At 48.4% G+C, this 22,150-nt stretch carries 23 protein-coding genes; 12 read left to right on the forward strand and 11 right to left on the reverse strand.

What is annotated here, in order from left to right; translation table 11 throughout:
* The first annotated feature begins 10 nt into the window (after window positions 1-10).
* Together ubiE and IXB50_RS06985 are read left to right on the forward strand one after the other, a co-directional pair.
* Window positions 11-718 carry a bifunctional demethylmenaquinone methyltransferase/2-methoxy-6-polyprenyl-1,4-benzoquinol methylase UbiE gene (gene ubiE, locus IXB50_RS06980; protein WP_215608224.1) on the forward strand — a complete coding sequence of 236 codons (708 nt, stop codon included), beginning with the start codon at window positions 11-13 and terminating at the stop codon, window positions 716-718.
* Entirely contained in the window at window positions 715-1,944 is a 1,230-nt protein-coding gene (locus tag IXB50_RS06985; protein WP_215608225.1) for a DUF445 domain-containing protein, read from the forward strand. Before ubiE ends, IXB50_RS06985 begins: the two co-directional genes overlap by 4 nt.
* A gap of 105 nt (window positions 1,945-2,049) precedes the next feature.
* Here the strand turns inward: IXB50_RS06985 and pstB are convergent, their stop codons facing one another.
* The 8 genes from pstB to IXB50_RS07025 form a co-directional block, all read right to left on the reverse strand.
* A complete protein-coding gene (pstB, locus tag IXB50_RS06990; RefSeq protein ID WP_215608226.1) occupies window positions 2,050-2,847 on the reverse strand; it encodes a phosphate ABC transporter ATP-binding protein PstB in 798 nt (265 codons plus the stop codon).
* A 53-nt stretch (window positions 2,848-2,900) separates the two neighbouring features.
* The gene (gene pstA, locus IXB50_RS06995) at window positions 2,901-3,809 is read right to left on the reverse strand and encodes a phosphate ABC transporter permease PstA (RefSeq protein WP_215608227.1); all 909 of its coding nucleotides are present in this window, start codon (window positions 3,807-3,809) and stop codon (window positions 2,901-2,903) included.
* Window positions 3,810-3,886: 77 nt separating this feature from the next.
* Window positions 3,887-4,870 carry a phosphate ABC transporter permease subunit PstC gene (gene pstC / locus IXB50_RS07000; RefSeq protein ID WP_215608228.1) on the reverse strand — a complete coding sequence of 328 codons (984 nt, stop codon included), beginning with the start codon at window positions 4,868-4,870 and terminating at the stop codon, window positions 3,887-3,889.
* Window positions 4,871-5,167: 297 nt separating this feature from the next.
* On the reverse strand, window positions 5,168-6,196 hold the full coding sequence (locus IXB50_RS07005; RefSeq protein WP_215608229.1) for a PstS family phosphate ABC transporter substrate-binding protein: 1,029 nt from the start codon (window positions 6,194-6,196) through the stop codon (window positions 5,168-5,170).
* A 381-nt stretch (window positions 6,197-6,577) separates the two neighbouring features.
* Window positions 6,578-6,850: a DUF3143 domain-containing protein gene (locus IXB50_RS07010; RefSeq protein ID WP_215608230.1), complete on the reverse strand. Its 273-nt coding sequence runs from the start codon at window positions 6,848-6,850 to the stop codon at window positions 6,578-6,580.
* Window positions 6,851-6,888: 38 nt separating this feature from the next.
* A complete protein-coding gene (locus tag IXB50_RS07015; protein WP_215608231.1) occupies window positions 6,889-7,371 on the reverse strand; it encodes a J domain-containing protein in 483 nt (160 codons plus the stop codon).
* A gap of 9 nt (window positions 7,372-7,380) precedes the next feature.
* Window positions 7,381-8,247, reverse strand: coding sequence for a YaaW family protein (locus IXB50_RS07020; RefSeq protein ID WP_215608232.1), 867 nt, complete (start codon window positions 8,245-8,247; stop codon window positions 7,381-7,383).
* Between the two features lie 201 nt (window positions 8,248-8,448).
* Complete coding sequence (locus IXB50_RS07025) at window positions 8,449-8,706, reverse strand: chlororespiratory reduction protein 7 (protein WP_215608233.1); 258 nt, start codon at window positions 8,704-8,706, stop codon at window positions 8,449-8,451.
* Window positions 8,707-9,068: 362 nt separating this feature from the next.
* On the opposite strand from IXB50_RS07025, the gene sir reads away from it, so the two are divergent.
* Genes sir through IXB50_RS07040 form a run of 3 tightly spaced genes read left to right on the forward strand, consistent with a single transcriptional unit; the run spans window position 9,069 to window position 12,046 of the window.
* On the forward strand, window positions 9,069-11,009 hold the full coding sequence (gene sir, locus IXB50_RS07030) for a sulfite reductase, ferredoxin dependent (protein WP_215608234.1): 1,941 nt from the start codon (window positions 9,069-9,071) through the stop codon (window positions 11,007-11,009).
* Window positions 11,010-11,040: 31 nt separating this feature from the next.
* Window positions 11,041-11,604 (forward strand): NUDIX domain-containing protein, encoded by a 564-nt coding sequence (locus IXB50_RS07035; RefSeq protein ID WP_215608235.1) that lies wholly within the window; start codon window positions 11,041-11,043, stop codon window positions 11,602-11,604.
* A 22-nt stretch (window positions 11,605-11,626) separates the two neighbouring features.
* Window positions 11,627-12,046 carry a hypothetical protein gene (locus tag IXB50_RS07040; RefSeq protein ID WP_215608236.1) on the forward strand — a complete coding sequence of 140 codons (420 nt, stop codon included), beginning with the start codon at window positions 11,627-11,629 and terminating at the stop codon, window positions 12,044-12,046.
* Between the two features lie 9 nt (window positions 12,047-12,055).
* Here IXB50_RS07040 and IXB50_RS07045 read toward each other — a convergent pair whose 3' ends face one another.
* The 3 genes from IXB50_RS07045 to IXB50_RS07055 form a co-directional block, all read right to left on the reverse strand.
* Window positions 12,056-12,580, reverse strand: coding sequence for a plasmid pRiA4b ORF-3 family protein (locus IXB50_RS07045; RefSeq protein WP_215608237.1), 525 nt, complete (start codon window positions 12,578-12,580; stop codon window positions 12,056-12,058).
* The gene (locus IXB50_RS07050; protein WP_215608238.1) at window positions 12,580-13,992 is read right to left on the reverse strand and encodes an LCP family protein; all 1,413 of its coding nucleotides are present in this window, start codon (window positions 13,990-13,992) and stop codon (window positions 12,580-12,582) included. The genes IXB50_RS07045 and IXB50_RS07050 overlap by 1 nt, the downstream gene beginning before the upstream one ends.
* A 262-nt stretch (window positions 13,993-14,254) precedes the next feature.
* Window positions 14,255-14,620, reverse strand: a complete 366-nt coding sequence (locus IXB50_RS07055; protein WP_326520736.1) for a hypothetical protein — start codon at window positions 14,618-14,620, stop codon at window positions 14,255-14,257.
* A 170-nt stretch (window positions 14,621-14,790) separates the two neighbouring features.
* Between IXB50_RS07055 and IXB50_RS07060 the strand changes: the two genes are divergently transcribed.
* The 7 genes from IXB50_RS07060 (at window position 14,791) to IXB50_RS07090 (ending at window position 22,097) form a co-directional block, all read left to right on the forward strand.
* A complete protein-coding gene (locus IXB50_RS07060) occupies window positions 14,791-15,627 on the forward strand; it encodes a mechanosensitive ion channel family protein (RefSeq protein WP_215608239.1) in 837 nt (278 codons plus the stop codon).
* Window positions 15,628-15,844: 217 nt separating this feature from the next.
* Window positions 15,845-18,439, forward strand: coding sequence for a bifunctional aconitate hydratase 2/2-methylisocitrate dehydratase (gene acnB, locus IXB50_RS07065; RefSeq protein ID WP_215608256.1), 2,595 nt, complete (start codon window positions 15,845-15,847; stop codon window positions 18,437-18,439).
* 66 nt (window positions 18,440-18,505) lie between these two features.
* A complete protein-coding gene (locus IXB50_RS07070; protein WP_215608240.1) occupies window positions 18,506-18,889 on the forward strand; it encodes a 4a-hydroxytetrahydrobiopterin dehydratase in 384 nt (127 codons plus the stop codon).
* 174 nt (window positions 18,890-19,063) lie between these two features.
* Window positions 19,064-19,726, forward strand: a complete 663-nt coding sequence (locus IXB50_RS07075) for a TIGR00266 family protein (RefSeq protein WP_215608241.1) — start codon at window positions 19,064-19,066, stop codon at window positions 19,724-19,726.
* Between the two features lie 60 nt (window positions 19,727-19,786).
* Window positions 19,787-20,464: a TIGR00266 family protein gene (locus tag IXB50_RS07080; protein WP_215608242.1), complete on the forward strand. Its 678-nt coding sequence runs from the start codon at window positions 19,787-19,789 to the stop codon at window positions 20,462-20,464.
* Window positions 20,465-20,531: 67 nt separating this feature from the next.
* Window positions 20,532-21,233, forward strand: a complete 702-nt coding sequence (locus IXB50_RS07085; RefSeq protein ID WP_215608243.1) for a TIGR00266 family protein — start codon at window positions 20,532-20,534, stop codon at window positions 21,231-21,233.
* 6 nt (window positions 21,234-21,239) lie between these two features.
* On the forward strand, window positions 21,240-22,097 hold the full coding sequence (locus IXB50_RS07090; RefSeq protein ID WP_215608244.1) for a M48 family metallopeptidase: 858 nt from the start codon (window positions 21,240-21,242) through the stop codon (window positions 22,095-22,097).
* Window positions 22,098-22,150: the final 53 nt, after the last annotated feature.

The following is a 22,150-nucleotide window of genomic DNA, read 5'->3' on the forward strand; positions in this document are numbered from 1 at the left end:
GAAAAAACTGATGGCTCAGGCCACCCCCGACGCCCATTATATTCGTGACTTATTTGACCGCATTGCACCGGTCTATGATGATTTGAACCAGTCTCTGAGCTTTGGACTGCATACAGTTTGGAAGCAAATGGCAGTGGACTGGAGTGGTACCCAGTTAGGCATGACGGTCCTGGATGTGTGCTGTGGTAGCGGTGATTTAGCCTTATTACTGGCACGCCAGGTGGGGGCACATGGTCAGGTGACGGGGGCAGATTTTGCGGTGGAACAACTTGCGATCGCTGCCAAGAGAGCTGCAGCCAAAGGCTATACTCCACGCACTAACTGGGTCGAAGCCGATGCCCTAAATTTGCCCTTTGCAGCCAATCACTATGATGCCGCCACCATGGGCTATGGCCTCAGAAACCTGATTGATATTCCTCGAGGCCTGAGAGAACTCCATCGTGTCTTAAAACCCGGAGCAAAAGCAGCTGTTCTAGATTTTCATCGACCTAATTCGATTTTGGTCCAGCAGTTTCAACAATGGTATCTCGATACCATTGTCGTCCCAGCCGCACAGCGCTGCGGCCTGACGGAGGAATATGCCTATATCGGTCCCAGTGTGGATCGATTTCCGATCAGCCGTGAGCAGGTCGAACTTGCCCATCAAGCAGGTTTTAGCAAGGCAGTTCACTACCCTCTGGCCGGTGGCATGATGGGTGTCCTGGTAGCTCAGAAATGAGTACGATTTCCCCCGTTCTCTTAGTATTACCACCGGTTGCCGGTGGCATCATTGGTTATTTCACCAATGATCTCGCCATCAAAATGTTGTTTCGGCCCTATCGGCCACTTTATTTGTTCGGTCACCAGCTACCATTTACGCCAGGACTTATTCCTAGCAATCAAAGCCGATTGGCTAAGCGCATCGCTGATACCATCATGGGGTCACTACTCACCCCAGAAGAGCTACAGCGCCTTGCCAAACGACTGCTCAAAACTGAACGAATGCAGGCAGCCATTCGCTGGCTCCTAGATCTGGCACTGACCCAAACCCAAAGCTCCAATCAAGACAAAACAGCCCAAATCCTCGGCAATATTCTGCAAGATATGCTGGGTCAATCTCTACCTAAGATGCTGAGAGTATGGGCTAAAGACGAGAATTTTTTAGCTGACCAAATTGACCATATTTTTGATCAAGTGCTGCTGGATTTTCGACTCAATGAAAACCAAGCCAAACAGATTGCTATCTGGGTGCGCCAGGGGATTTTACCCCCCGATCGTCTTCGGCGGCTGATCATTGATTTTCTGACCGATCGCAACATCAAAGTCATCGATGAAACACTGCGCGAGAAAACGAGTGGTACCTACTGGGTAGTCGCTAATATTTTTGGTGTCCGCAATGCTTTAACGCGCCTGCGCACCTACTGTTTGGATGAGCCTGACAAATGCAACAACCGCATTTCTGAGCTGATTACGGCATTGCGGGTGGAAAATCGGTTTCAAGAGTGGCTACAGAACTTCTCGCTACAAGAGCTGCCGATCTCAACGGTTCAACAGCTAAGGGCAACATTGGGCCAGACCATCCGCACTTATCTACAAACCGATGGGGTGCCGCTGCTCAAGGGGCTAAGTGACTCAATCGACTGGCACAAGCTCGCCCAGCGGTTACTCAAACGGCTCCAAACTTCATCGGTGGTGATGGATTCCTTAGACACCGCTAGCGAGGAATTGGCCCTAATCCTAGAACGCTATCTAGAAGAAGACTTAGAAAATATTGTCGCCCAAGCCATTCCAATTTTGGATATTGACCAGGTGATTATGGATCGAGTCAAGGCAACATCACCCCGCAATTTAGAAACAGCGATTCAAGGCATCGTTCGCAATGAGCTACAGGCCATTGTCAACTTAGGTGGCATCCTAGGATTCACCATTGGCCTCATGCAGGCAGGTATTTTGTTATTACAGTAGGGACATGGCAGGTAACGCCCCTACACAAAAAATGGGGCACCCACAAAGGGAACCCCTACGGAGATATTTTGGAACATTGTGACAACGCTCTAATCTAAATCAGCCTTAGCCAAATCGGCCCGAGACATAATCGCGAGTGTACTCTTCGCGAGGATTACTAAAGATGACCTGGGTTTCGTCGTACTCAACCAGGTAACCCATTTTGCCGCCAGCTTCAGTCGCCTGGGCATTAAAGAACGCGGTCCTGTCAGATACCCGAGAGGCCTGCTGCATATTGTGAGTAACAATGACAATGGTGTACTGCGACTTGAGATCGTGCATGAGTTCTTCCACTTTTAAGGTGGAGATGGGATCTAGTGCAGAGCAAGGCTCGTCCATCAGGATGACCTCGGGTTCAATTGCGATCGCACGGGCAATACACAGACGCTGCTGCTGACCACCAGACAAACCTAAACCACTATCCTTAAGCTTATCCTTAACCTCGTCCCACAGAGCCGCACCCTTTAGAGAGCGCTCAACCAGCTCATCCATATCACCTTGATAGCCATTAATACGAGCACCAAAAGCAATGTTCTCGTAAATAGACTTAGGGAACGGGTTAGGCTTCTGAAACACCATACCCACACGGCGACGCAATTCTACTGGATCAAAACGCTTGATATCTTCACCATTAAACGAAATATTGCCATCAACGCGAGCGATGGGAATCAAATCATTCATGCGGTTAAAGCAACGTAAAACGGTACTTTTACCACATCCAGAGGGACCAATAAAGGCAACGATTTGATTACGAGGGATATCAAGAAAAACGTCTTTAACCGCCAGGTTAGAGCCGTAATATACTGAGATTTTTTCAGCCTTCAGGGCTACATCAGTCATGGTTTGAGGACGTGTGTCTTGCATAATTTTAGTATTCCTGCTAATACCCAATGTCTAAAAGAGAATGGCTGCAATAGCTACCGTGTTTGCTGGAAACGATTGCGGAAGTAAATAGCGACTGCATTCATCAGCAACAACATGACCATCAGCACAATGATTCCGGATGCTGCGATGCTATGAAACTCAGCTTGAGGACGTCCAACCCAGTTATAGATTTGAATTGGCATTGCTGTAAATGGACTCTGGAGACTGCTCGGCGTCGAACGAATAAACGCAACTGCACCAATAGCAATCAAGGGGGCAGTCTCTCCAATAGCACGAGACAAAGCCAGAATCACACCTGTCAAAACGCCAGGCATAGCGCTAGGTAACACATGACTCCAAACAACCTGCCACTTATTAGCTCCCAAAGCGAACCCAGCCAGACGCATGCTGTTAGGCACTGCTCGAAGCGCTTCTCGGGTAGCTACGATAATTACTGGCAAAATCAGCAATGACAGAGTTAAACCGCCCGAGAGTACACTGTTACCCCCAGTAATCGGCTCCATGATGCGCTTAAAAACAGCGAGACCAAGCAAGCCGTAAATAATAGACGGAACACCGGCCAAATTACCGATGTTAATCTCTACCATTCGTGTGAACCAGTTGTCAGTGGCAAATTCTTCCAGATATATGGCTGCCCCCACACCAATGGGAAAGGACGTTGCCGCCACCACCATCATCAACCATAACGTACCAAACAAAGCTGGCTTGATCCCTGCATTTTCAGGCTTTCGTGACGGGAAGGCAGTGAAAAAATTAGGATTGATAGTTCCTAAACCATCTATCAAAATTGTAAATAAAAGCCAGGCTAATATCAAAACTGACACAATTGTGGCAGCCCAGGCAGCAGTTGCAAACAATTTATCCAGGTTGTAGCGACCGGATAAATTCTGATCAAAATTTCCACTGGCTACGTCTTTTCCTTTGATCCCTTGAGCCGTCATGTCTTTATATTCCTATTCGCACAATTTCACTATCGCTAACCAAACAACTAAAACCAAACTCGTGAGCAGACTCAGCCTTAGTCGTACTTTTGACGAAAACGACGCACAAACCAAAAACTAAAGATATTCAGCGCTAGGGTGATCAAAAATAACACCATACCCACGGCATACAATGTCTCGTAAGCAATGGTGCCATGGGGAGCATCTCCTTTAGTTACCTGCACAATGTAAGCCGTCATCGTCATCACAGGCACAAACGGATTAAAGCCCAAGGTAGGATTTGCACCAGCAGCCAATGTCACAATCATGGTCTCTCCGATAGCCCGTGACATCGCCAAAATAAGCGATGAGACAATTCCAGACAGCGCAGCAGGCAAAACAACAGACCAGACCGTTTCACGCTTAGTAGAACCCAACGCATAGGAACCATCGCGCAGGGACTGAGGTACAGAGTAAATCGCATCCTCACTCAAAGAAGCGATCATTGGCGTAATCATGATCCCCAAAACAATGCCCGCGCTCAACGCGTTAAATCCTTCTACAGGAGGCAGAAACAATTGCAAAAAGGGCGTTACGGTAAGCAGCGCAAAGTAACCATAAACAACCGTCGGTACACCAGCCAAAATCTCCAAAACAGGCTTAAGAATACGGCGCAGCTTAGGGCTGGCATACTCACTTAGACAGATAGCGGCCAATAACCCCAAGGGAAGAGCCACCAAAATCGAAATAAAGGTAATCATCAGCGTGGCGCTAATGAGAACAAAGATCCCAAACTGTTTACTGGCAAACAAAGGTGTCCAACGGCCAGCCGTTAAGAAGTGAATAACACCTTGAATGTAGGAGACGTCCTGACCATCTTTTGAAAGCTCGCCGGGCAGGTCTCCAAAAAAAGAAAGGGCCTCAAAAATCAGTGTCCCGATAATGCCAATAGTGGTCAAAATCGAAATCGCAGCAAATGCGCCACAAATAATTTTGACGATCAACTGAATAGTTTGAGAACGACTACGATTCGGTCGCCAGGTACCTGGGGCAATATCGTTCAGTGGAAGCTCAGCTGTCATGCACAAAGTCCTCAGCGCGGGTTAGGGCTAAACAACGTCCAGGTACCTGCATCACTCTAGGTCAAAATGACCATTTTGGACGTGGACAACGTTCAAATACATCCAACAGAAATAAGTTGCAACTCTCATCTTTGCTGGGAATAAGAGTTGTGGACGCAGAAACAGGCTATGTCAAAATCTCTTAGAAAACTTGTATCAAACAATACTGAATGACTTTATTAAAGAGAGCTGGGAAGAGAGCAAATCTCCCCAGCCGTGATTAACCAATCAGACGGAGATCCTGATCGGATTCAAACTCTACAGGTTAGTAGGATCGGTCCCCAACTTAGCTTCGTCAACACGAGCCTTAGAATTACCCAAGATATCGTCAGGAAGGGCTACATAGCCAGCATCACCAATCAGCTCACCATTGCCAGGATCAAGCATAAAGTCAACAAATGCCTGGACCTGCTCCTTAGTGTCGTAGGCCTCTTTCTTCACGTAGAAGAACAAAGGACGAGACATGGGGTTGTAAGACCCGTTAGCAATAGTTTCAGTAGAAGGCGCAACGCACTCACCATCTTCATTTTGAATCTCAATCGCTTTAAGAGAACCGGAGTTCTCTTCAAAGTAGGCGTAACCAAAGTAACCCAGAGCACCCTCGTCACCAGTTACACCGTTAACGATAACGTTGTCGTCTTCACTAGCAGTGTAATCACCACGACTTGCACCCTCTTCACCATTAACTTCGTCAGTGAAGTAGTCGAACGTACCAGAGTCAGTACCAGGACCATATAGACCCAGTGCCTGATCAGGGAAAGATGCATCCACTTGATTCCAGTTTGAAACGGAACCCTCAGACTCGGGGGACCACATGGTGTTGAGCTGCTCTACAGTCAAGCACTGTGCCCAATCGTTACCTTGATTGGTCACAATTGTCAGACCGTCAAAAGCGATAGGCACTTCGATAAAATCGATACCCGCCTCTTCACAGAGAGCAACCTCTTTATCTTTGATCGGACGAGAAGCGTTAGAGATATCGGTTTCACCAGCGCAAAATTTCTTGAAGCCGCCACCGGAACCAGAAACACCCACAGTTACATTGACACCAGCATTAGCAATGCTAAATTCTTCACTCATTGCTTCTGCAATGGGAAAAACAGTACTAGAGCCATCGATCAGAACGTCACCAGATACACCGCCACCAGAAGCAACTTCAGTACCACCAGCACCAGACGTATCAGCAGTATCAGTTGTAGAGCCACCGCCACAGGCAGCCAGGCTAGTTAATAGAGCCAGCAGAGTTGCTGAGTATGCGTAGCGCATTTTCCGTGCTTTGAATTCCATGATTGCTTAGACTTAACTCCTCACCAAGAATGTCTAAAGACATTCTTGGTGAAAACTACCGAGCTCAGGTAAAGGCTAGGTTAAGAATTTTTTTAAAATGGCACTAACGTAACATGCTTTATTCCACATTTTTGTGTGTTTAACAACGTTCTTAATGTATTAGAGACTACATTCAAAGCCGTTATATAGCTAACCAAACTTATGGTTTCAGATTTACGAATCACACAGCACAGAAAGAAATGCGCATAGATAAATGTCTATGGCAGCTATCGGTGAAATTCAATTCTGTCATCCAGGGTTTCAGGTATCCCTGCGAAGCAAGTACTGTTGCCAAATTTTCAGCCTGGCAACACCAGCTCACTGTTTAACGTTGTCTCGCTGCTATGGCCCCGTAAAAATGGCATCTTCTAGATCTTGACGACTGAGGGAGTACTTAAAGCCACGTTGAATTTCTTCACCACCGTTGTCTATCTCTGAGTAGCGCACAACCAAAGAATCGATCTCTAAAATCAAATCAGCACGCCAGGCAGATTTGGAAATTTCCCAACGGTTGAGTTCAGAGCTGTCCTGCTGACAGCCTTGCTGTTTTAGCCAGAGCTCAATATCGGGCAGGGTATGATTGTATAAAGGGGTATCAGCGGAAGGCAAAGCCATAGTTGTCTAATGGGGATTTGGCGGATGACTGCGGATAACTAATGCTCGGATAACTTAGACACAAAGGAAGACAAGGTAAAATCGCTATCGGCAATACCTAAGATAAATACTAGGACCAAGCAGGCAGCAAAAGTGAGGCCCAGTATAAACAAAGCAAATATTTCCCCTGCTGACAGGGGGCGGTCCGTAGCATCCAAGTAGGTATAGCGAGATTCAAAGGGTTGATCCTTGCGGGAGCCATCCCTGATGTCTCTAGGTGATTGGCTGACATACAAGCGAGAGTATCCAATCTGTTGGTCATAGTTCAACCGCTGTTCTGGATTGCTGAGCACACCATAGGCTTCATTCAGGGCTTGAAATTTGGAAGTTGCGATCGCACTTGACAACTCAGTCGTATCAGGATGATAGAGCTTGCTCAACTCCCGATAGGCGCGACGAATATCCTGGGGCGAAGCCGTTGGCTTTACCCCTAGAAGTTGGTAATGATTTTTGGGACTGTCCTCGGAGCCACTATTTGTCATATTGCCAGCCTATGCCACTGCCTCTAATTCCCTTTGGCAGGGTAGCTCACTATCCAGATCGCGAGTCAGCCTAATCTGAGCCAACGTAAATACGACAGGAATGACGCGAGTATAGTTCGATGCCACGGCTCGCCAACCAAGGTCTACCAAAAACCAAGTCCACAACGCTGGACCAAGACAGGCAAAAATACTACGTACAGCTCCATAACGAGCAGCATTGAGCGCCATGCCTCGCGAGGCTAACTGTAAAGCCGCTTTTCCCTTAACTTGAGCTCCGATAGTAGCGGCACCGCGTAGCGTTTGCTGTGCTACCTGATAACGAGCCAGCTGGAGCGCAAACTGTTTGGCAATTTGCTGCATCAACCAGGGACGAAGCACCGAGCTAATGGCCATAGCGCTGCTGCCTTTGAGGACCAGAGCCATAGGGTTTTGCTGAAGTTGAGGCGATAGCTGCTGAAACTGCTCTGCTTGGGCCAGCTCACTGGTCAACCGTCGCTGCAACTGTTGCTGCTGTGGCGGAGGGAGTCGATGCCAGGTTTTTTCGAGCAGTTGTAAAAAGATTTCAGCCTCTAGATCCAACGTGGAAAGGCTGGCGGTCAGCTTCAGTTTGAGGTGCTGACTCAGCTGTAGCAAAATTTGTCGATAGCTCAGCTGATGGGTTCCCTGCCGCAGAACAGTCAGGCCATCAGCCGCGAGATAGCGTACGCGCGCTTCGATTTGGTCGATACAGTAAGTGAGATCGCAACTTTGTACCACCTGAGGAGAGGGGGTGCACCAATAATCGAAGGGATTAAACTTTGGCCGAAAGAGGGTTTCGGCTAGGGTAGCCAGTTCGTCGTGGGTTGCTAACTCTAACCCCGTCCTGAGTTCATCCACAGGTCGGCTAATCGCTCCAAGCAACAGTATGTAGTTTATTCTACATAGATCCCTGGAGAAAGGGAGGGCGCAAGACCAGGGAAATGGAAGAATGCCCAAGGGATGTCCTGTACCTCCCCTGCCCCCGCTGCCTACTCAATATTTCCCTAGTGAAACTAATGGAATCCTTGGCAAGGTTGGGTGTTGATGCGCTTACCCCAACTACTTTTCTAAACGGACAGCGTACCATTGCCAGGAGACACCAGGGGTGACTTCAAATTCGCAAGCTGTATCGCGCAGATGTCTGGCCTGGTCGTCAACCGACACAAACTTTTGCAAATCTCGAGGGAGTGCATCAGCATATTGCGCCAACATATTCTTAAGCTTGGTCAATAGCTCATCAGGTTCCAAAAAAACTTCCTCACTGCCAGGAACCAGCAGGACAAACATATCTTCGCTATACATCGTGGCATCTGCCATAGTTTAGCCTCAGCTTGAAACAGTCGATTATCCCAATCCTAAAGGCTGATTTGGACAACAAGCTCAACCACGATCTCAATCCAAACTTCATTTGTCAGCATTCGATACCATTTGCTCAACGAATAACCATCCACAAAATAGTAACCAATGCTACTATTGGCATACCCCGTAATTCCGACCGGATTACCGTACAATCAAATCTAACGATTTAATTGGGAATACCAGTGCCAGTCAGCTATTTGACTACAATTGGCCTTGCTAGTTTGTCTTTGAAGTATCCAAACCAGGCTTGAGCGTTTGCTCATATATGGATGGATCTTCGACTCTCGTTTATTCGTTGTTCTGCTATCGACCACTGCATCATGGTTCAAGCTCCGATCTCTTCTGGGAAACCTGTCCAAGCCAATCAAGCTGAGACTCCCCTTGTTAAGAAAGTTTCTAGGCTCGAAGGTATCAAGGAGCGTAGCCAGTTTCTCCGGGAGCCGGTAGCGACAGAGCTAGCTCAAGACACGACCCATTTCACTGAAGACGGTATTCAAATCCTCAAATTTCATGGGTCTTACCAGCAAGACAACCGGGATAATCGGGTCAAGGGCCAGGAGAAGGATTATCGCATGATGCTGCGGACACGCAATCCTGGTGGTCTGGTATCTCCGGAGTTATACCTTACCTTGGATGAGCTGTCCGACACCTATGGCTATGGAAATATTCGAGCCACCACTCGTCAGGCTTTTCAGCTCCACGGCATTCTCAAGAAAGATCTAAAGGCCACCATGGCGGCGATCATTCGCAGTATGGGCTCCACATTGGGAGCCTGCGGCGATCTCAACCGCAATGTGATGGCCGTGCCTGCGCCCATTAAGGACAAACCAGAGTATGTGTATGCGCGAGAATATGCGACTCGCATTGCTGACCTACTCACGCCTCAAACACCGGCTTACTATGAGATTTGGCTCGATGGGGAAAAGGCTGTAAGCGGTGAAGAACATCCAGATGTGGTTGCGGCTCGACAACGTAATGGCAATGGCACCATTGTCCATGACAGTGTGGAACCCATCTACGGCACCCACTACATGCCCCGGAAGTTTAAGTGCTCAGTCACAGTCCCTGGGGATAATTCTGTAGATGCCTATACCCAGGACGTTACCCTCGTGGTTATCGTTGATGAAAATAAGGAGCTGTTGGGCTTTAATGTACTTGCTGGTGGCGGCATGGGGCGTACCCATAATAAAGAGACCACCTTTGCTCGCATCGCTGATGAAATTGGGTACGTCGCTAAGGAAGATATCTACGACCTGATGAAGGCGATTGTGGCCACCCAGCGTGATTATGGTGATCGAGTTCAGCGTCGCCATGCTCGGATGAAGTATCTCATCAATGATTGGGGTGTTGAAAAATTCCGCACTAAGGTCGAGGAGTACTTTGGCAAAAAGCTGAAGCCATATAAAGCCTTACCTGAGTGGAAATTTTACGATTACCTAGGTTGGCACGAACAGGGAGACGGCAAGCTATTCCTCGGCGTGCATATCGAGAATGGACGCATTCATGACAGGGGTGACTTCAAGATTAAATCAGCTCTCAAGGAAATTGAGTTACGCTATCGGCTACCGATCAGTCTGACTAGTAACCAAAGTCTGCTGCTCACCGAGATTGATCCAGCTCATAAGGATGAAATTGATCACATCCTCCGTAGCAATGGTATTGATGCCGAAGATCAAATCAACTTGCTGCATCGCTATTCCATGGCTTGCCCCGCATTGCCCACCTGTGGTCTGGCAGTTACGGAATCAGAACGGGTAATCCCCAGCATTTTGGACCGTATTCAGGCACTCCTCAACAAGCTCGGACTCAAGCAAGAGCACTTTGTCATTCGGATGACTGGCTGTCCTAATGGCTGTGCGCGGCCTTATATGGCCGAACTGGGCTTTGTCGGTAGTGCCCCCAATTCCTATCAACTGTGGTTAGGAGGCTCACCCAATCAAACTCGGTTGGCTCAGCCTTACATGCAAAAAATGAACATTGACGATCTAGAAACCACTCTAGAGCCTATGTTCGCCTTTTTTAAGAAGGGACGTCAGGCATCAGAAAGCTTTGGGGACTTTTGCGATCGCATTGGTTTTGAAGCCATTCGGAACTTCTCTGCGTCCTATGTGCCCGCCAAGAAAGCGGCATCGGGACGTCGTAAGCACCGTGTGGGTATTTCTGGTGATGTGTACTTAAAGCTCAAGGAAGCAGCTACTACCCAAGGTGTGAGCATGGCCCAAATTGCAGAAAGTGCGATCGCAGCTTACCTAAAAGAGTAAAGTAACTAAGGCCATTTCTCTGGGTTCACCCATGGCAAAGTTTCCTAGTACTCCAAATCGCTGCGTTATCGTTGACGGCGAAGAGATTTGGGTTAGCCGCAGTGTGACCGTGCTAGCCATTTTAGTCGTTGTCTGTGACGGTAAGGCCTACGTCCCTTTAAATAAACGCGGACCCGACCTCCCCTCTGAAGTCGGTAAGTGGTGTTTAGCTGGTGGGTATCTAGACTATGACGAAACCATCGGCGGTGCCGTCATCCGCGAAGTTTGGGAGGAACTGGGCTTGGATCTCCCAAGCCTACAAACACATCACAAACTAGTCGGTTCCCTCGATCAGCCCAGTCTCGTCTTTAGTGAGCCCCGGCGCTCTCAAAACGTGACCATGCACTATCCCTTGATGGTGTTTCTCAACGAAGGGACGGACCTCCCCATCCTTAACCCCCAAGTCGGCAAAGGGGAAGTTACCGATGTAGAGTGGTTTCCCCTAGAAGACGCCATGAAAATGGAACTCGCATTTCGTCATCAAGATAGTTTGCAACGCTGTTTAATGAATGAGTTTGCTAAAATTTGGCCACCCTCTCAGCAATCCTCAACCTAATAGACACTTCTGCACCTCCTCCATGGCAAACATCACTAAAAATTCCCAGCAAATCGCTGACGACAAGTATCAGGCATTGAGCAACGTTCATTTCTTCAGCCAATACATGCTGCAGAATCAAGTCCGTGACGAGGTTTTTATGGCCTCCCTGACCACATTCAGGAGCGAACTCCAGCGCATCAAAAAAGTAGCCAAATTACGTCATGCCAATCTTAATTGGTACCTGGCCGAACTCAACGAACTCAAACACCAGTTTGACACCTACGTACGTACATTGAGACAGAAAGGGTTACTTCAGTTCACGCTCCCCATGGAGTTAGCCTTGTTTGCCACTCGGACACAATGGTTTATTCACTATCAAGGCCCCCAGATTCGTCGCGGTTGGCAACAGGCAGCCCCAGGATTTCAGCAAACATATGATCACGAGCCAGGCGATTCTTAGCTGGTGAGTTTATCCTGAATGGAGCTGTATATTCACTAACCCCAGATCAAAATGATCGGGATCAAAATCACCCCCCACTTCATCCCATCGCTCTATATATTGCGGATCCTCTGGATCATCCAAAATTTCCAAAAGACCGTTATAGCCCCAAACCCCACCACAACCTTCTGGTGGGCAGCATAGTTCACCTGTGACGCAGTGAGGATATTGGCCCTGAGGATCAGCCGGTAAAACCATTTCTACCTCAATCGTATGAAACCAACCATCGCGGAGGTCATACACATAGGAAAATCGAGTTAAATCATCCCTGATAATTTCATTGAGCGGGATCTGCAATAAACAGGGTTCAGTATCAGATCGTTGGTGACCAATGCGATAGTGATAGTTCGACAGATTTTGCCAACCCATCACAATCTGAACAATACGATGCAGCTCTTCTAAACTCGTGCCGGCACTGACCAATAACCTGCGCCAAATAGATGGGTCACTATCTGTCAGAGTAATTTTCAATTGATAGATCCGATCATTGGCCATCAAAGAGCGGCTCCATGTTCACCTAGCCAATCTTCACCCAGTTGAATCGTAATATCAGAATCAAGATTGCCCGTACTTTCCACCCGGACCTCACCGATACGCAAAAACTGCTGCAGCCTTGATGCACTAGCACGATCTCCCCGCTGGGCGACAATCCTTGTTTCAGGAATCAGCTCGTTCAAATCATGACCAACAATCACATTGCGATAGCCACTATCGTACAGAGTATCGATCATAGACTGAATAGCAACATCATCCCCCGTACTGTCTTGAATCACCACCCGTAGATAGGATGGGCTGGTGGCTTCCATGAACTGAGCAGATTCTAATCCAAAGTATTGCTCCACCATCGTGTCGATTTGAGCATAGCTCGGCAGCCAATAGCTCAGGGCAAACTCTTCGGGGCTACTAAAATTGCCAGGTAACATCAACATCTGTACATCTGAGCGGTTCGTTTGAGAACCATAGCCTACCAGCGCCACTAACTCTTCTACCGACAGATTGGTATCTACGTGGGACTGAATCACCGATAGAATCTTAGGCAAACGAGCGATGGTAGCAGGATTCAGGGTTTGCTCAATCACAGCCCGCATCATGGTCTGTTGGCGCTGTACCCGACCGATATCGCCATTATCGTCATAGCGAAATCTGAGGAACTGGAGTGCTTGATCGCCATTGAGTTTCTGCTGTCCAGCCTTCAAATTGATATACAGGTGCTGACTATCATCCTGGTACTTCATATCTTTGGGGACATTCACCGTTACCCCACCAAGGGCATCGATCAACTTTTCCACACCTTGAACATTGATCCGTACGTAACGGTCAATCGCTACACCACCTAATAGATCGCTAATCGACTCTGCCGTTAAGGCAGGGCCACCATCCAGATTTGCTTCATTGATCTTGGTCAACACACCGTTCACCAAGGCTCTCGTGTCACGGGGAACAGACATGACTACTAACTGTCCTGTGCGCGGGTTAAACCGCAGCAGTAGCATCGTGTCGGACAGCCCTTCAAAGGAGTTGACTAAAGCGTGATAGCCCAAGTCCTCGGCCCCTGCCACCGGCGTATCCAGGTCCGACGTTAGTACCTTTACACCCAGTAGCAAAATATTGACGGGTCTCGTCAGTCGCGGCAATCGCAGACTACTGGTGGACAGCATGGGCTCACCTTCACTAAATACAGCAGCCTCCTCAGGAGATAGCTGACTTTGTAGCAAGGGTTGACTGTTCATAGAAACAGCTAGCAGCGCCCCCGTCCCCGCTGAAATCGTCGCCACGCTTGCCAAAGCTACGGTGAGCCATGCCCACTTTGGAATTCCAATCCAACCACGCTTCTGACGCTGCTGGGTTACAGTCACTTGCTTTGGATACTGGCGAACCGGTTGCTTTTTACGGGGTGGAATGGACACAGAAGGACCTCAAACCTGGATGATGAGCAAAAATAATGGGCAGTTTAGCAAGAATGTGCTGCCAGTGTAGTAGCTATGAGCCCCGAATGATTGCCCACCATGAAGTCGGCTCCATTAGGAAAGACATAGACATGTCCTAAAGCTATAGGGATATCATGACCCTTCACTTTAGGACATTAACTATAGCTGCTCAGGCCTAACAATTTTTAGCAGCATGTTAGCAATATTTCTCAGAAAAGGTAGATCTTTGCAAAACGCAACACTAGTCCGGCAACCGTCGACTAAGCTGACTGATCCCCGGCAGCCTAGTAGTTTTTCCTCTGGATAAACGCAGCATCAGCCATAAATTAGTCACAAAATAACCAGTCCCGACAAAACCATTGACCAGCCAAAACCGGAGAGTTGCTACCTGCGAAAATTCGCTATGGGCACCGGCACTGAGTAAAACGGTCGCCAACAGCCATCCCATCCCTAATACAACAGCGAGCCGACTTACCTGTTTCAATTGAGTATGAGGCTGTTGAGGGGAGGCGTAAAGAGTCCAGAGAGAAGCAGGCACCCCAAACACGGGCACTAAATTCAAATAGAGGCGTAAGCGTAATAAGGAATTGGGCGACGATGGTTTCACAGACAAAATTCAGCTTTTAACTGGCTAGCAAACTAGAAAGATGCCCCAAAAAGACAAAATAGACGACAATACGCCCTAAAAGCTTAAGTGTTTTAGCGGAGGAATTGGCTTTCTATGAACCAATACTATAATTACGCACTGAGACAAGTTGATGGCTGGATAGAATCACAATGAATCCAATTCTTTTGCAAGCAGGACCGTGGTCTGGCATTCTCGAGAGTGCCGGAAGTACTCTGGCTGATGTGGGCCTCAAGATACTTGGGGCTATTATTCTTTGGATTGTCGGACGATGGTTAATCAAGTTTGCCATTGGCCTCGTAAGTAATAGCCTTAAGAAGTCGACTATTGACCCCACATTAATTGTTTACCTCAAGTCCACCCTTGGTGTTTTACTCAACATCATCTTAGTTGTTGCTATCTTAGGCTTCTTTGGTGTTGAAACCACCTCCTTTGCCGCAATTCTAGCGGCAGGCGGCATCGCCATTGGTGCAGCCTGGAGTGGATTGTTAGCTCACTTTGCAGCAGGAGTGTTCCTAGTCATCTTGCGACCTTTCAAAGTGGGCGACTTTATTACCGCTGGCGGTATTACAGGAACTGTTGAAGAGATTGGTTTGTTTGTTACAACCATCAACACCATGGACAATGTGAAAACATTTGTTGGCAACAACACTATTTTCTCAGATACTATCCAAAACTTTTCGGCTAATCCTTTCCGTCGCGTTGACCTGGTTGCCCAGCTAGATAACACCGTTGATCCCAATGAAGCGATCGCACTCCTCAAAGGTCGCTTAGCAGAGATTCCTAATGTTGCTACAGACCCTGCTCCCGATGTGGAGATTTTGGAATTTACGCCCATGGGTCCTGTTTTAGCCGTACGTCCTTACTGCAACAACAATGATTACTGGCAGGTCTACTTCGACACCAATAAAGTGATCCGTAATAGCTTTGGCCAGGCTGGATTCCCAGCTCCTGCACAACACTTTACTGTGCATCAACAGGCTGCATAAACAACCGGTTTTTCTGAATCGGCTTGCTTATACGAGCTCATAAACTCTTTCTCATGAAAAGGTACTGTAGCATTAGCCTACAGTACCTTTTTTGCGATCACGAAAAATTAAAATTGCTATGATAAATGGTAAGATTATGGGCCAAAAATGCTGGTTTTTTTAAGCATTTTGGTTTGGTAGAACACGGATCACCCTATACTCACAGCGCAGCAAAATGATGCTTGAACAATATCGCAAACATGTAGATCAACGGGCGGCCTTGGGCATTCCTCCCCTACCACTTAATGCTGAGCAAACTGCTAACCTGTGTGAACTCCTCAAAAACCCACCTGAGGGTGAAGCTGAGTTTTTGATGCACTTGCTCTGCGATCGCATCCCCCCTGGTGTAGACCAAGCATCCTACGTCAAAGCATCCTTTCTCACCGCCCTTGCCAAAGGTGAGGCCACCAGCCCCCTGATCTCCTCCTTAAAAGCAGTGAAGCTCCTCGGCACCATGCTCGGAGGTTACAATGTGCAGTCCTTGGTAGACCTCCTCAAATCTGACCATGCAGACCTCGCCGCCGCCGCCACCGAAGCCCTTAAGAAAACACTGCTGATATACGATGCCTTTAACGACGTCATCGAACTTGCCAAGAGTAATGATTACGCCCACCAAGTCGTAGACGCTTGGGCAGCGGCTGAATGGTTCACCAGCAAACCTGAAGTCCCCGAAACAATTGATATCACTATCTTTAAGGTGCCTGGTGAAACCAACACTGACGATCTATCCCCAGCTCCTCACGCCACCAGCCGTCCAGACATCCCCCTTCACGGTCTGGTCATGCTAGAGTCCAGCATGCCCAATGCCCTAGAAACCATTGCTGAACTCAAAACTAAGGGGAACCCAGTTGCCTATGTGGGTGACGTAGTTGGTACCGGCTCCTCCCGAAAATCAGCCATGAACTCCGTCATCTGGCACCTGGGCGACGATATTCCCCATGTCCCCAACAAACGTACAGGTGGTTACATTCTTGGCGGTAAGATTGCCCCCATTTTCTTCAATACAGCCGAAGACTCTGGTGCATTGCCCATCGAATGTGATGTATCCCAGATGGAGACCGGTGACGTCATCACCATCCATATCAGCAAGGGCGAAATCACTAAAAACGGCACCGTCATCTCCACCTTTAGTCTCACCCCCGACACACTGCTGGATGAAGTCAGAGCCGGTGGTCGTATTCCCCTGATGATTGGTCGTGCCCTGACCGACAAAACTCGCGCTGCCTTGGGTCTAGACCCCAGCGATGTATTCGTCAGACCCGCTGCACCAACGGAGACAGACAAAGGCTATACCCTGGCGCAAAAAATGGTGGGTAAAGCCTGTGGTCTGACGGGTGTACGTCCTGGCATGTCCTGTGAGCCCCTGATGACTACTGTAGGGTCCCAAGACACAACCGGTCCCATGACCCGTGACGAGATGAAGGAGCTGGCATGTCTGGGCTTTAGCGCTGGTCTGGTCTTACAAACCTTTTGCCATACAGCCGCCTATCCCAAACCTGTAGATGTAGAGACCCATGCAACGCTACCTGATTTCTTCTCATCGCGTGGTGGTGTCGCCCTACAGCCTGGCGATGGCATCATCCACTCCTGGCTCAACCGCATGCTGATGCCCGATACAGTGGGCACTGGCGGTGACTCCCATACCCGTTTCCCCCTAGGCATCTCATTCCCAGCCGGTTCTGGTCTAGTTGCTTTTGCCGCAGCTATTGGGGCCATGCCCTTAGACATGCCCGAATCTATTCTCGTACGCTTTAAGGGTGAACTCCAGCCCGGCATTACGCTACGGGATATTGTCAATGCCATCCCCTATGTCGCCATTCAAAACGGCCTACTCACCGTCGAGAAGAAAAACAAGAAAAATGTTTTCTCTGGCCGCATCATTGAGATGGAGGGGTTACCTGATTTGAAACTGGAACAAGCCTTTGAGCTTACTGATGCAACGGCAGAGCGTTCTGCAGCAGGCTGTACCATCAAATTGAGCGAAGACACCGTTGCTGAGTATCTGCGCTCAAATGTAGCCCTGATGAAGAATATGATCGCCCGTGGCTATGCCGATGCGCGCACCCTGGCAAGACGTATCGCGGCTATGGAAGATTGGTTGGCGAATCCTAGCCTGATGTCAGCAGACGCTGACGCTGAGTACGCTGAAGTCATTGAAATTGACCTTAACGAGATTAAAGAACCTCTGGTGGCGGCTCCCAATGACCCCGACAATATCAAAGCATTGTCAGAGGTTGTTGACGATAAGGTAGACGAGGTATTTATTGGCTCCTGTATGACCAACATTGGTCACTACCGCGCCTCGGCTAAAGTGCTCGAAGACGCAGGTACCGTAAAAGGTCGTTTATGGATTTGTCCGCCTACGCGTATGGACGAACAACAGCTACGTAAAGAAGGCTACTATGGCACCTTTGCCGCCGCTGGTGCTCGGACTGAAATGCCTGGCTGTTCTCTTTGCATGGGTAATCAAGCCCGTGTAGAAGATGGTGCAACTGTCTTCTCTACATCCACCCGCAACTTTAACAACCGCATGGGTAAAGGGGCGCAGGTTTATCTAGGCTCAGCGGAGCTGGCAGCTGCCTGCGCACTGCTGGGTCGGATTCCAAATATGGATGAGTATTTGGAAATTGTTGCCAAAAAGATTGATCCCTTTGCTGATGAGCTGTACCGTTACCTCAACTTTGACCAAATCAAAGGATTTGAGGATGAGGGTCGTGTAGTCTCTAAGGATGAAGAGGAGAAGATCGAGAAAGAGGCAGTCTCAGCAGGTTAAAAGTGTTGTTGTGAGCAAAGGATTTACCATGGTAAGTCCTTTGCGTTTAACTCAGGAGGATGACAAATGAGTGACGTACTAACCAATCAAACCTGTATTCCTTGTAGTGGGAAAGTCCCACCCGCGAGTGATGCTGAAATTGCAGAGCTACAACCTCAAATACCAGACTGGGAAATCATCTCTGTAGATGGAGTTCCTCAATTACAGCGGGTTTATAACTTTAGCGATTTTCAAACAGCACTAGGCTTTACCAACCAGGTCGGAGCATTAGCTGAAACGGAACAACATCATCCTGCCTTACTCACAGAATGGGGAAAGGTTACTGTGACGTGGTGGACCCATGCGCTGAATGGGTTACATCGCAATGATTTCATCATGGCAGCAAAAACAGACAACATCTCCCAAGGGTTGGCCAGTGATGTTGCGACACCATCCCATCAGACCAACTGAGAGCAAGCTTCAAGCCAAGGCACAACCATCTGCTAAGTTAATTTCTCCCCCCAAAAATACCTAAACAGATGTTCATGTTGCGCTTCATCAACTTGCGCTGTTATTTTTCCACCGGTTCTAGGTAATCTGAGATGGACTATACCTATCCAGTACCTAACTACGGGAGCGTTAGCGATGAAGTACGACATCCGCTACAAGCCAGCGTTTGCCACCCTGTTTATCACCTTGCAGCCAGGGGAACGTATTTTTGCCGAAGCGGGAGCGATGGCGAGCATGGCCGGGCAATTATCGATGAGCACCGGTTTTTTTGGAGGGCTGATTCCAGGGCTGCTCAAAGCTTTTTTCGGTGGCGAATCCCTATTCTTAAATCAATTCGCTAATCGCACAGATAGTCCTCAAGCGCTGGTGCTCACCCAATCTACGGTTGGGGATATTGCCCGTATGGAGCTGAGTGGGAATGAGCTGTGCTTGCAGCCTGGAGCCTATATAGCCCATAGTCCTGGCATCAAGGTACAGATGCAGTGGGCCGGGTTTGCTAGCTGGTTTGCAGGCGAAGGACTGTTCAAATTGAAGCTGAGCGGTCGAGGGCTGGTATTTTTTGGTGCCTATGGCGGCGTCTCTGAAGTTGATGTCAAAGATGAATTTGTAGTGGATAACGGCCATCTAGTGGCCTATGAGCCCGGTATAAAAATGAACATTGGTCTCTCCGGGGGCATGGTCGGCTCAATCACGTCTGGGGAAGGATTTATCAATCGTCTTCAGGGGCGAGGAAAAATATACTTGCAATCGCGCAGTATGGATGGGCTCGTGCGATTCTTGCGGTCAAAGCTGAGATAGTTAAACGCAATTACCCAGAGAACTTTTACCAGAAAACTTTTATGTGAGCCTGAAATTAGGATGAAACTTGAACTTTTACATCAGCCGGATAGTGCGATCGCAAAAATCCTGATGGAACCTCAAGAGGAAATGATCGCCGAAGCTGGGGCCATGGTCGCCATGAGCGGCTTTGTCAACGTTAGCACCACCCTCCGCCAAGGCAAAGGGGGCGGTGTCTTTGGCGGATTAAAACGAATGCTAGCAGGAGAATCGTTGTTTATGAGTGTATTTCGCTCAGGCAACAGCCCTGCAGAACTATACCTCGCACCAAAGCTAATTGGCGATATTCTCCCCTATACCCTCAAGGAGACCGAGCTTGTTGTGCAATCTACCGGTTACATGGCTAGCACTCCTGGCGTAGATATTGATCTAGGCTTTACCGGCTTCAAAAGTCTTTTTTCAGGAGAGTCTCTCTTTTGGTTGACGGTCAGTGGCTCAGGCCTAGTCTTACTCAGTGCATTTGGCGGTATTTATGAAGTGGATGTCGATGGCGACTATGTGGTAGATACGGGCCATATTGTCGCCTTTGAGCGTACCCTTGGCTACAGTATTGCTAAAGCTAACAAAAGCTGGGCCGGAGCATTCTTTGGAGGAGAAGGCCTAGTCTGCCAATTTAGAGGGAGGGGCAAAGTCTTTTGTCAAACCCATAATCCTGGATCGTTTGGGCGCTTAGTAGGCGGGAAGCTGCCCCCGCGTTAAAAGGAGCGAACTCCTACCCTGATGACTAACCACTATCCAGACAATGTAAAACCAATAGTCAACTGATATGAGTACTGAAATTACCTACACCATCGAGCATAGCCCTGCTTACGCTTCGTTAAAACTGAGCCTGCAACCCAATCAAACAGTATCCGTAGAAGCAGGTGCCATGGCCGCTATGGACAGCTGCATTGAGATGAAATCTAAGGCCAAGGGTGGATGGAAGAAAGGTCTCGGGCGGATGCTAGGGGGCGAATCTCTATTTATCAGCGAGTTTACAGCTCAGGGTAGTGCTGGCGAGGTCTATGTATCTCCCGGTGTCCCTGGAGAAATTCAACACTATGTTTTAGATGGCAGCCAAAGCTTGATGGTGCAATCCTCTGGTTTTGTCGCCGCCGGACCAGGTGTCACGATTGACAGCAAATTTCAAGGGTTTAAAGGTTTCTTTAGTGGAGAGTCGCTTTTTCTCTTAAAAGTAACTGGGCAAGGAGACTTTTGGTTTAGCTCCTTTGGTGCGATTTTAGAAATCCCTGTAGAAGGCAACTATGTGGTAGACACGGGCTATATCGTCGCCTTTGAAGATACCCTCAGCTATAACGTTGAAATGATTAGTGGTTTATCGTTTAGGGGTCTGAGAACCGGTATTTTTGGAGGTGAGGGGCTAGTTGCTCGCTTTAGTGGCTCAGGACGATTGTGGATCCAGTCCCGGAATATCTACTCCCTGATTAATTTCCTGAATCCTTTCCGGCCCACAAAAAGTAACAACTAGGTCACAATGCCCATTGAACTTCCCCCTGGGACAGCGGCTTACAATGATCAAACACCACCCCCTAGCAATCGTCAGCTGCTGACGTTACTAGCTCTATTTCTGGCAGGAATTGGTTTAGCCATCGGTCTTGCATTTTGGATGGCAGGAGCCCTCGTCTGGTTCATTCCTATTAGTGTTGAACAACAGTTGGGGAAAGCCATTGTCCCTATCTACGAGGCTCAAGCCGAACCATCCGACACCCAAGATACCCTGAATCTACTGTTAGATCGGTTAGAAACTCATTTACCTCCTGAACAGAAGATTGAACGAGATTATCAGGTGATTTATGTCCCCGAAGAGACGGTTAATGCCCTCGCAATTCCAGGAGATCGGATCATTCTTTATCAGGGACTCCTGGCAAAAGTACAATCTGAAAATGAACTTATGATGGTCTTGGGCCATGAACTGGGACACTTTACCAACCGCGACCATCTAAGTGGTCTTAGCCGCCAGGTCTTAATCAGCCTTTCCCTATCAGCCTTACTAGGTGACTTTGGCTCCATAGGCTCCATCGCAACTAATAGCATTGCCGCCCTGTCTAATGCTCAATTCTCTCAACGACAAGAGCAACAGGCCGATCGAGTAGGCTTAACTCTACTCAACCAAACCTACGGTCATGCCGCCGGGGCCATTGACTTCTTTGAGCAACTGAGCAGAGAAAACGCCTCTGAACTCGCTATCCTAGCCAGTCATCCTCCCTCATCAAGGCGCGTCCGCAATCTCAAGCATCTGATTGAAAAAAGAGGTTACGCCATAGGCAACAAAACATCGTTACCAAAGTCTCTCGTCATACAAGACAAGGTATTAATTCACAGGGTCCCCTGAATTTCTCGTCAATATTGCGATGATCAGGTAGTGTAGTGGCCATGAGTCGCTTG

This window comes from Leptothoe spongobia TAU-MAC 1115 (assembly GCF_018739885.1).
GTDB classification, from domain to species: Bacteria; Cyanobacteriota; Cyanobacteriia; order Phormidesmidales; family Phormidesmidaceae; genus Leptothoe; species Leptothoe spongobia.

What these genes read in the sequence shown, in the direction of transcription:
- ubiE (WP_215608224.1), top strand. Translation starts at nt 11, where the DNA reads ATGGCTCAGGCCACCCCCGACGCCCATTATATTCGTGACTTATTTGAC.
- IXB50_RS06985 (WP_215608225.1), top strand. Translation starts at nt 715, where the DNA reads ATGAGTACGATTTCCCCCGTTCTCTTAGTATTACCACCGGTTGCCGGT.
- pstB (WP_215608226.1), bottom strand. Translation starts at nt 2,847, where the DNA reads ATGCAAGACACACGTCCTCAAACCATGACTGATGTAGCCCTGAAGGCT.
- pstA (WP_215608227.1), bottom strand. Translation starts at nt 3,809, where the DNA reads ATGACGGCTCAAGGGATCAAAGGAAAAGACGTAGCCAGTGGAAATTTT.
- pstC (WP_215608228.1), bottom strand. Translation starts at nt 4,870, where the DNA reads ATGACAGCTGAGCTTCCACTGAACGATATTGCCCCAGGTACCTGGCGA.
- IXB50_RS07005 (WP_215608229.1), bottom strand. Translation starts at nt 6,196, where the DNA reads ATGGAATTCAAAGCACGGAAAATGCGCTACGCATACTCAGCAACTCTG.
- IXB50_RS07010 (WP_215608230.1), bottom strand. Translation starts at nt 6,850, where the DNA reads ATGGCTTTGCCTTCCGCTGATACCCCTTTATACAATCATACCCTGCCC.
- IXB50_RS07015 (WP_215608231.1), bottom strand. Translation starts at nt 7,371, where the DNA reads ATGACAAATAGTGGCTCCGAGGACAGTCCCAAAAATCATTACCAACTT.
- IXB50_RS07025 (WP_215608233.1), bottom strand. Translation starts at nt 8,706, where the DNA reads ATGGCAGATGCCACGATGTATAGCGAAGATATGTTTGTCCTGCTGGTT.
- sir (WP_215608234.1), top strand. Translation starts at nt 9,069, where the DNA reads ATGGTTCAAGCTCCGATCTCTTCTGGGAAACCTGTCCAAGCCAATCAA.
- IXB50_RS07035 (WP_215608235.1), top strand. Translation starts at nt 11,041, where the DNA reads ATGGCAAAGTTTCCTAGTACTCCAAATCGCTGCGTTATCGTTGACGGC.
- IXB50_RS07040 (WP_215608236.1), top strand. Translation starts at nt 11,627, where the DNA reads ATGGCAAACATCACTAAAAATTCCCAGCAAATCGCTGACGACAAGTAT.
- IXB50_RS07045 (WP_215608237.1), bottom strand. Translation starts at nt 12,580, where the DNA reads ATGGCCAATGATCGGATCTATCAATTGAAAATTACTCTGACAGATAGT.
- IXB50_RS07060 (WP_215608239.1), top strand. Translation starts at nt 14,791, where the DNA reads ATGAATCCAATTCTTTTGCAAGCAGGACCGTGGTCTGGCATTCTCGAG.
- acnB (WP_215608256.1), top strand. Translation starts at nt 15,845, where the DNA reads ATGCTTGAACAATATCGCAAACATGTAGATCAACGGGCGGCCTTGGGC.
- IXB50_RS07070 (WP_215608240.1), top strand. Translation starts at nt 18,506, where the DNA reads ATGAGTGACGTACTAACCAATCAAACCTGTATTCCTTGTAGTGGGAAA.
- IXB50_RS07075 (WP_215608241.1), top strand. Translation starts at nt 19,064, where the DNA reads ATGAAGTACGACATCCGCTACAAGCCAGCGTTTGCCACCCTGTTTATC.
- IXB50_RS07080 (WP_215608242.1), top strand. Translation starts at nt 19,787, where the DNA reads ATGAAACTTGAACTTTTACATCAGCCGGATAGTGCGATCGCAAAAATC.
- IXB50_RS07085 (WP_215608243.1), top strand. Translation starts at nt 20,532, where the DNA reads ATGAGTACTGAAATTACCTACACCATCGAGCATAGCCCTGCTTACGCT.
- IXB50_RS07090 (WP_215608244.1), top strand. Translation starts at nt 21,240, where the DNA reads ATGCCCATTGAACTTCCCCCTGGGACAGCGGCTTACAATGATCAAACA.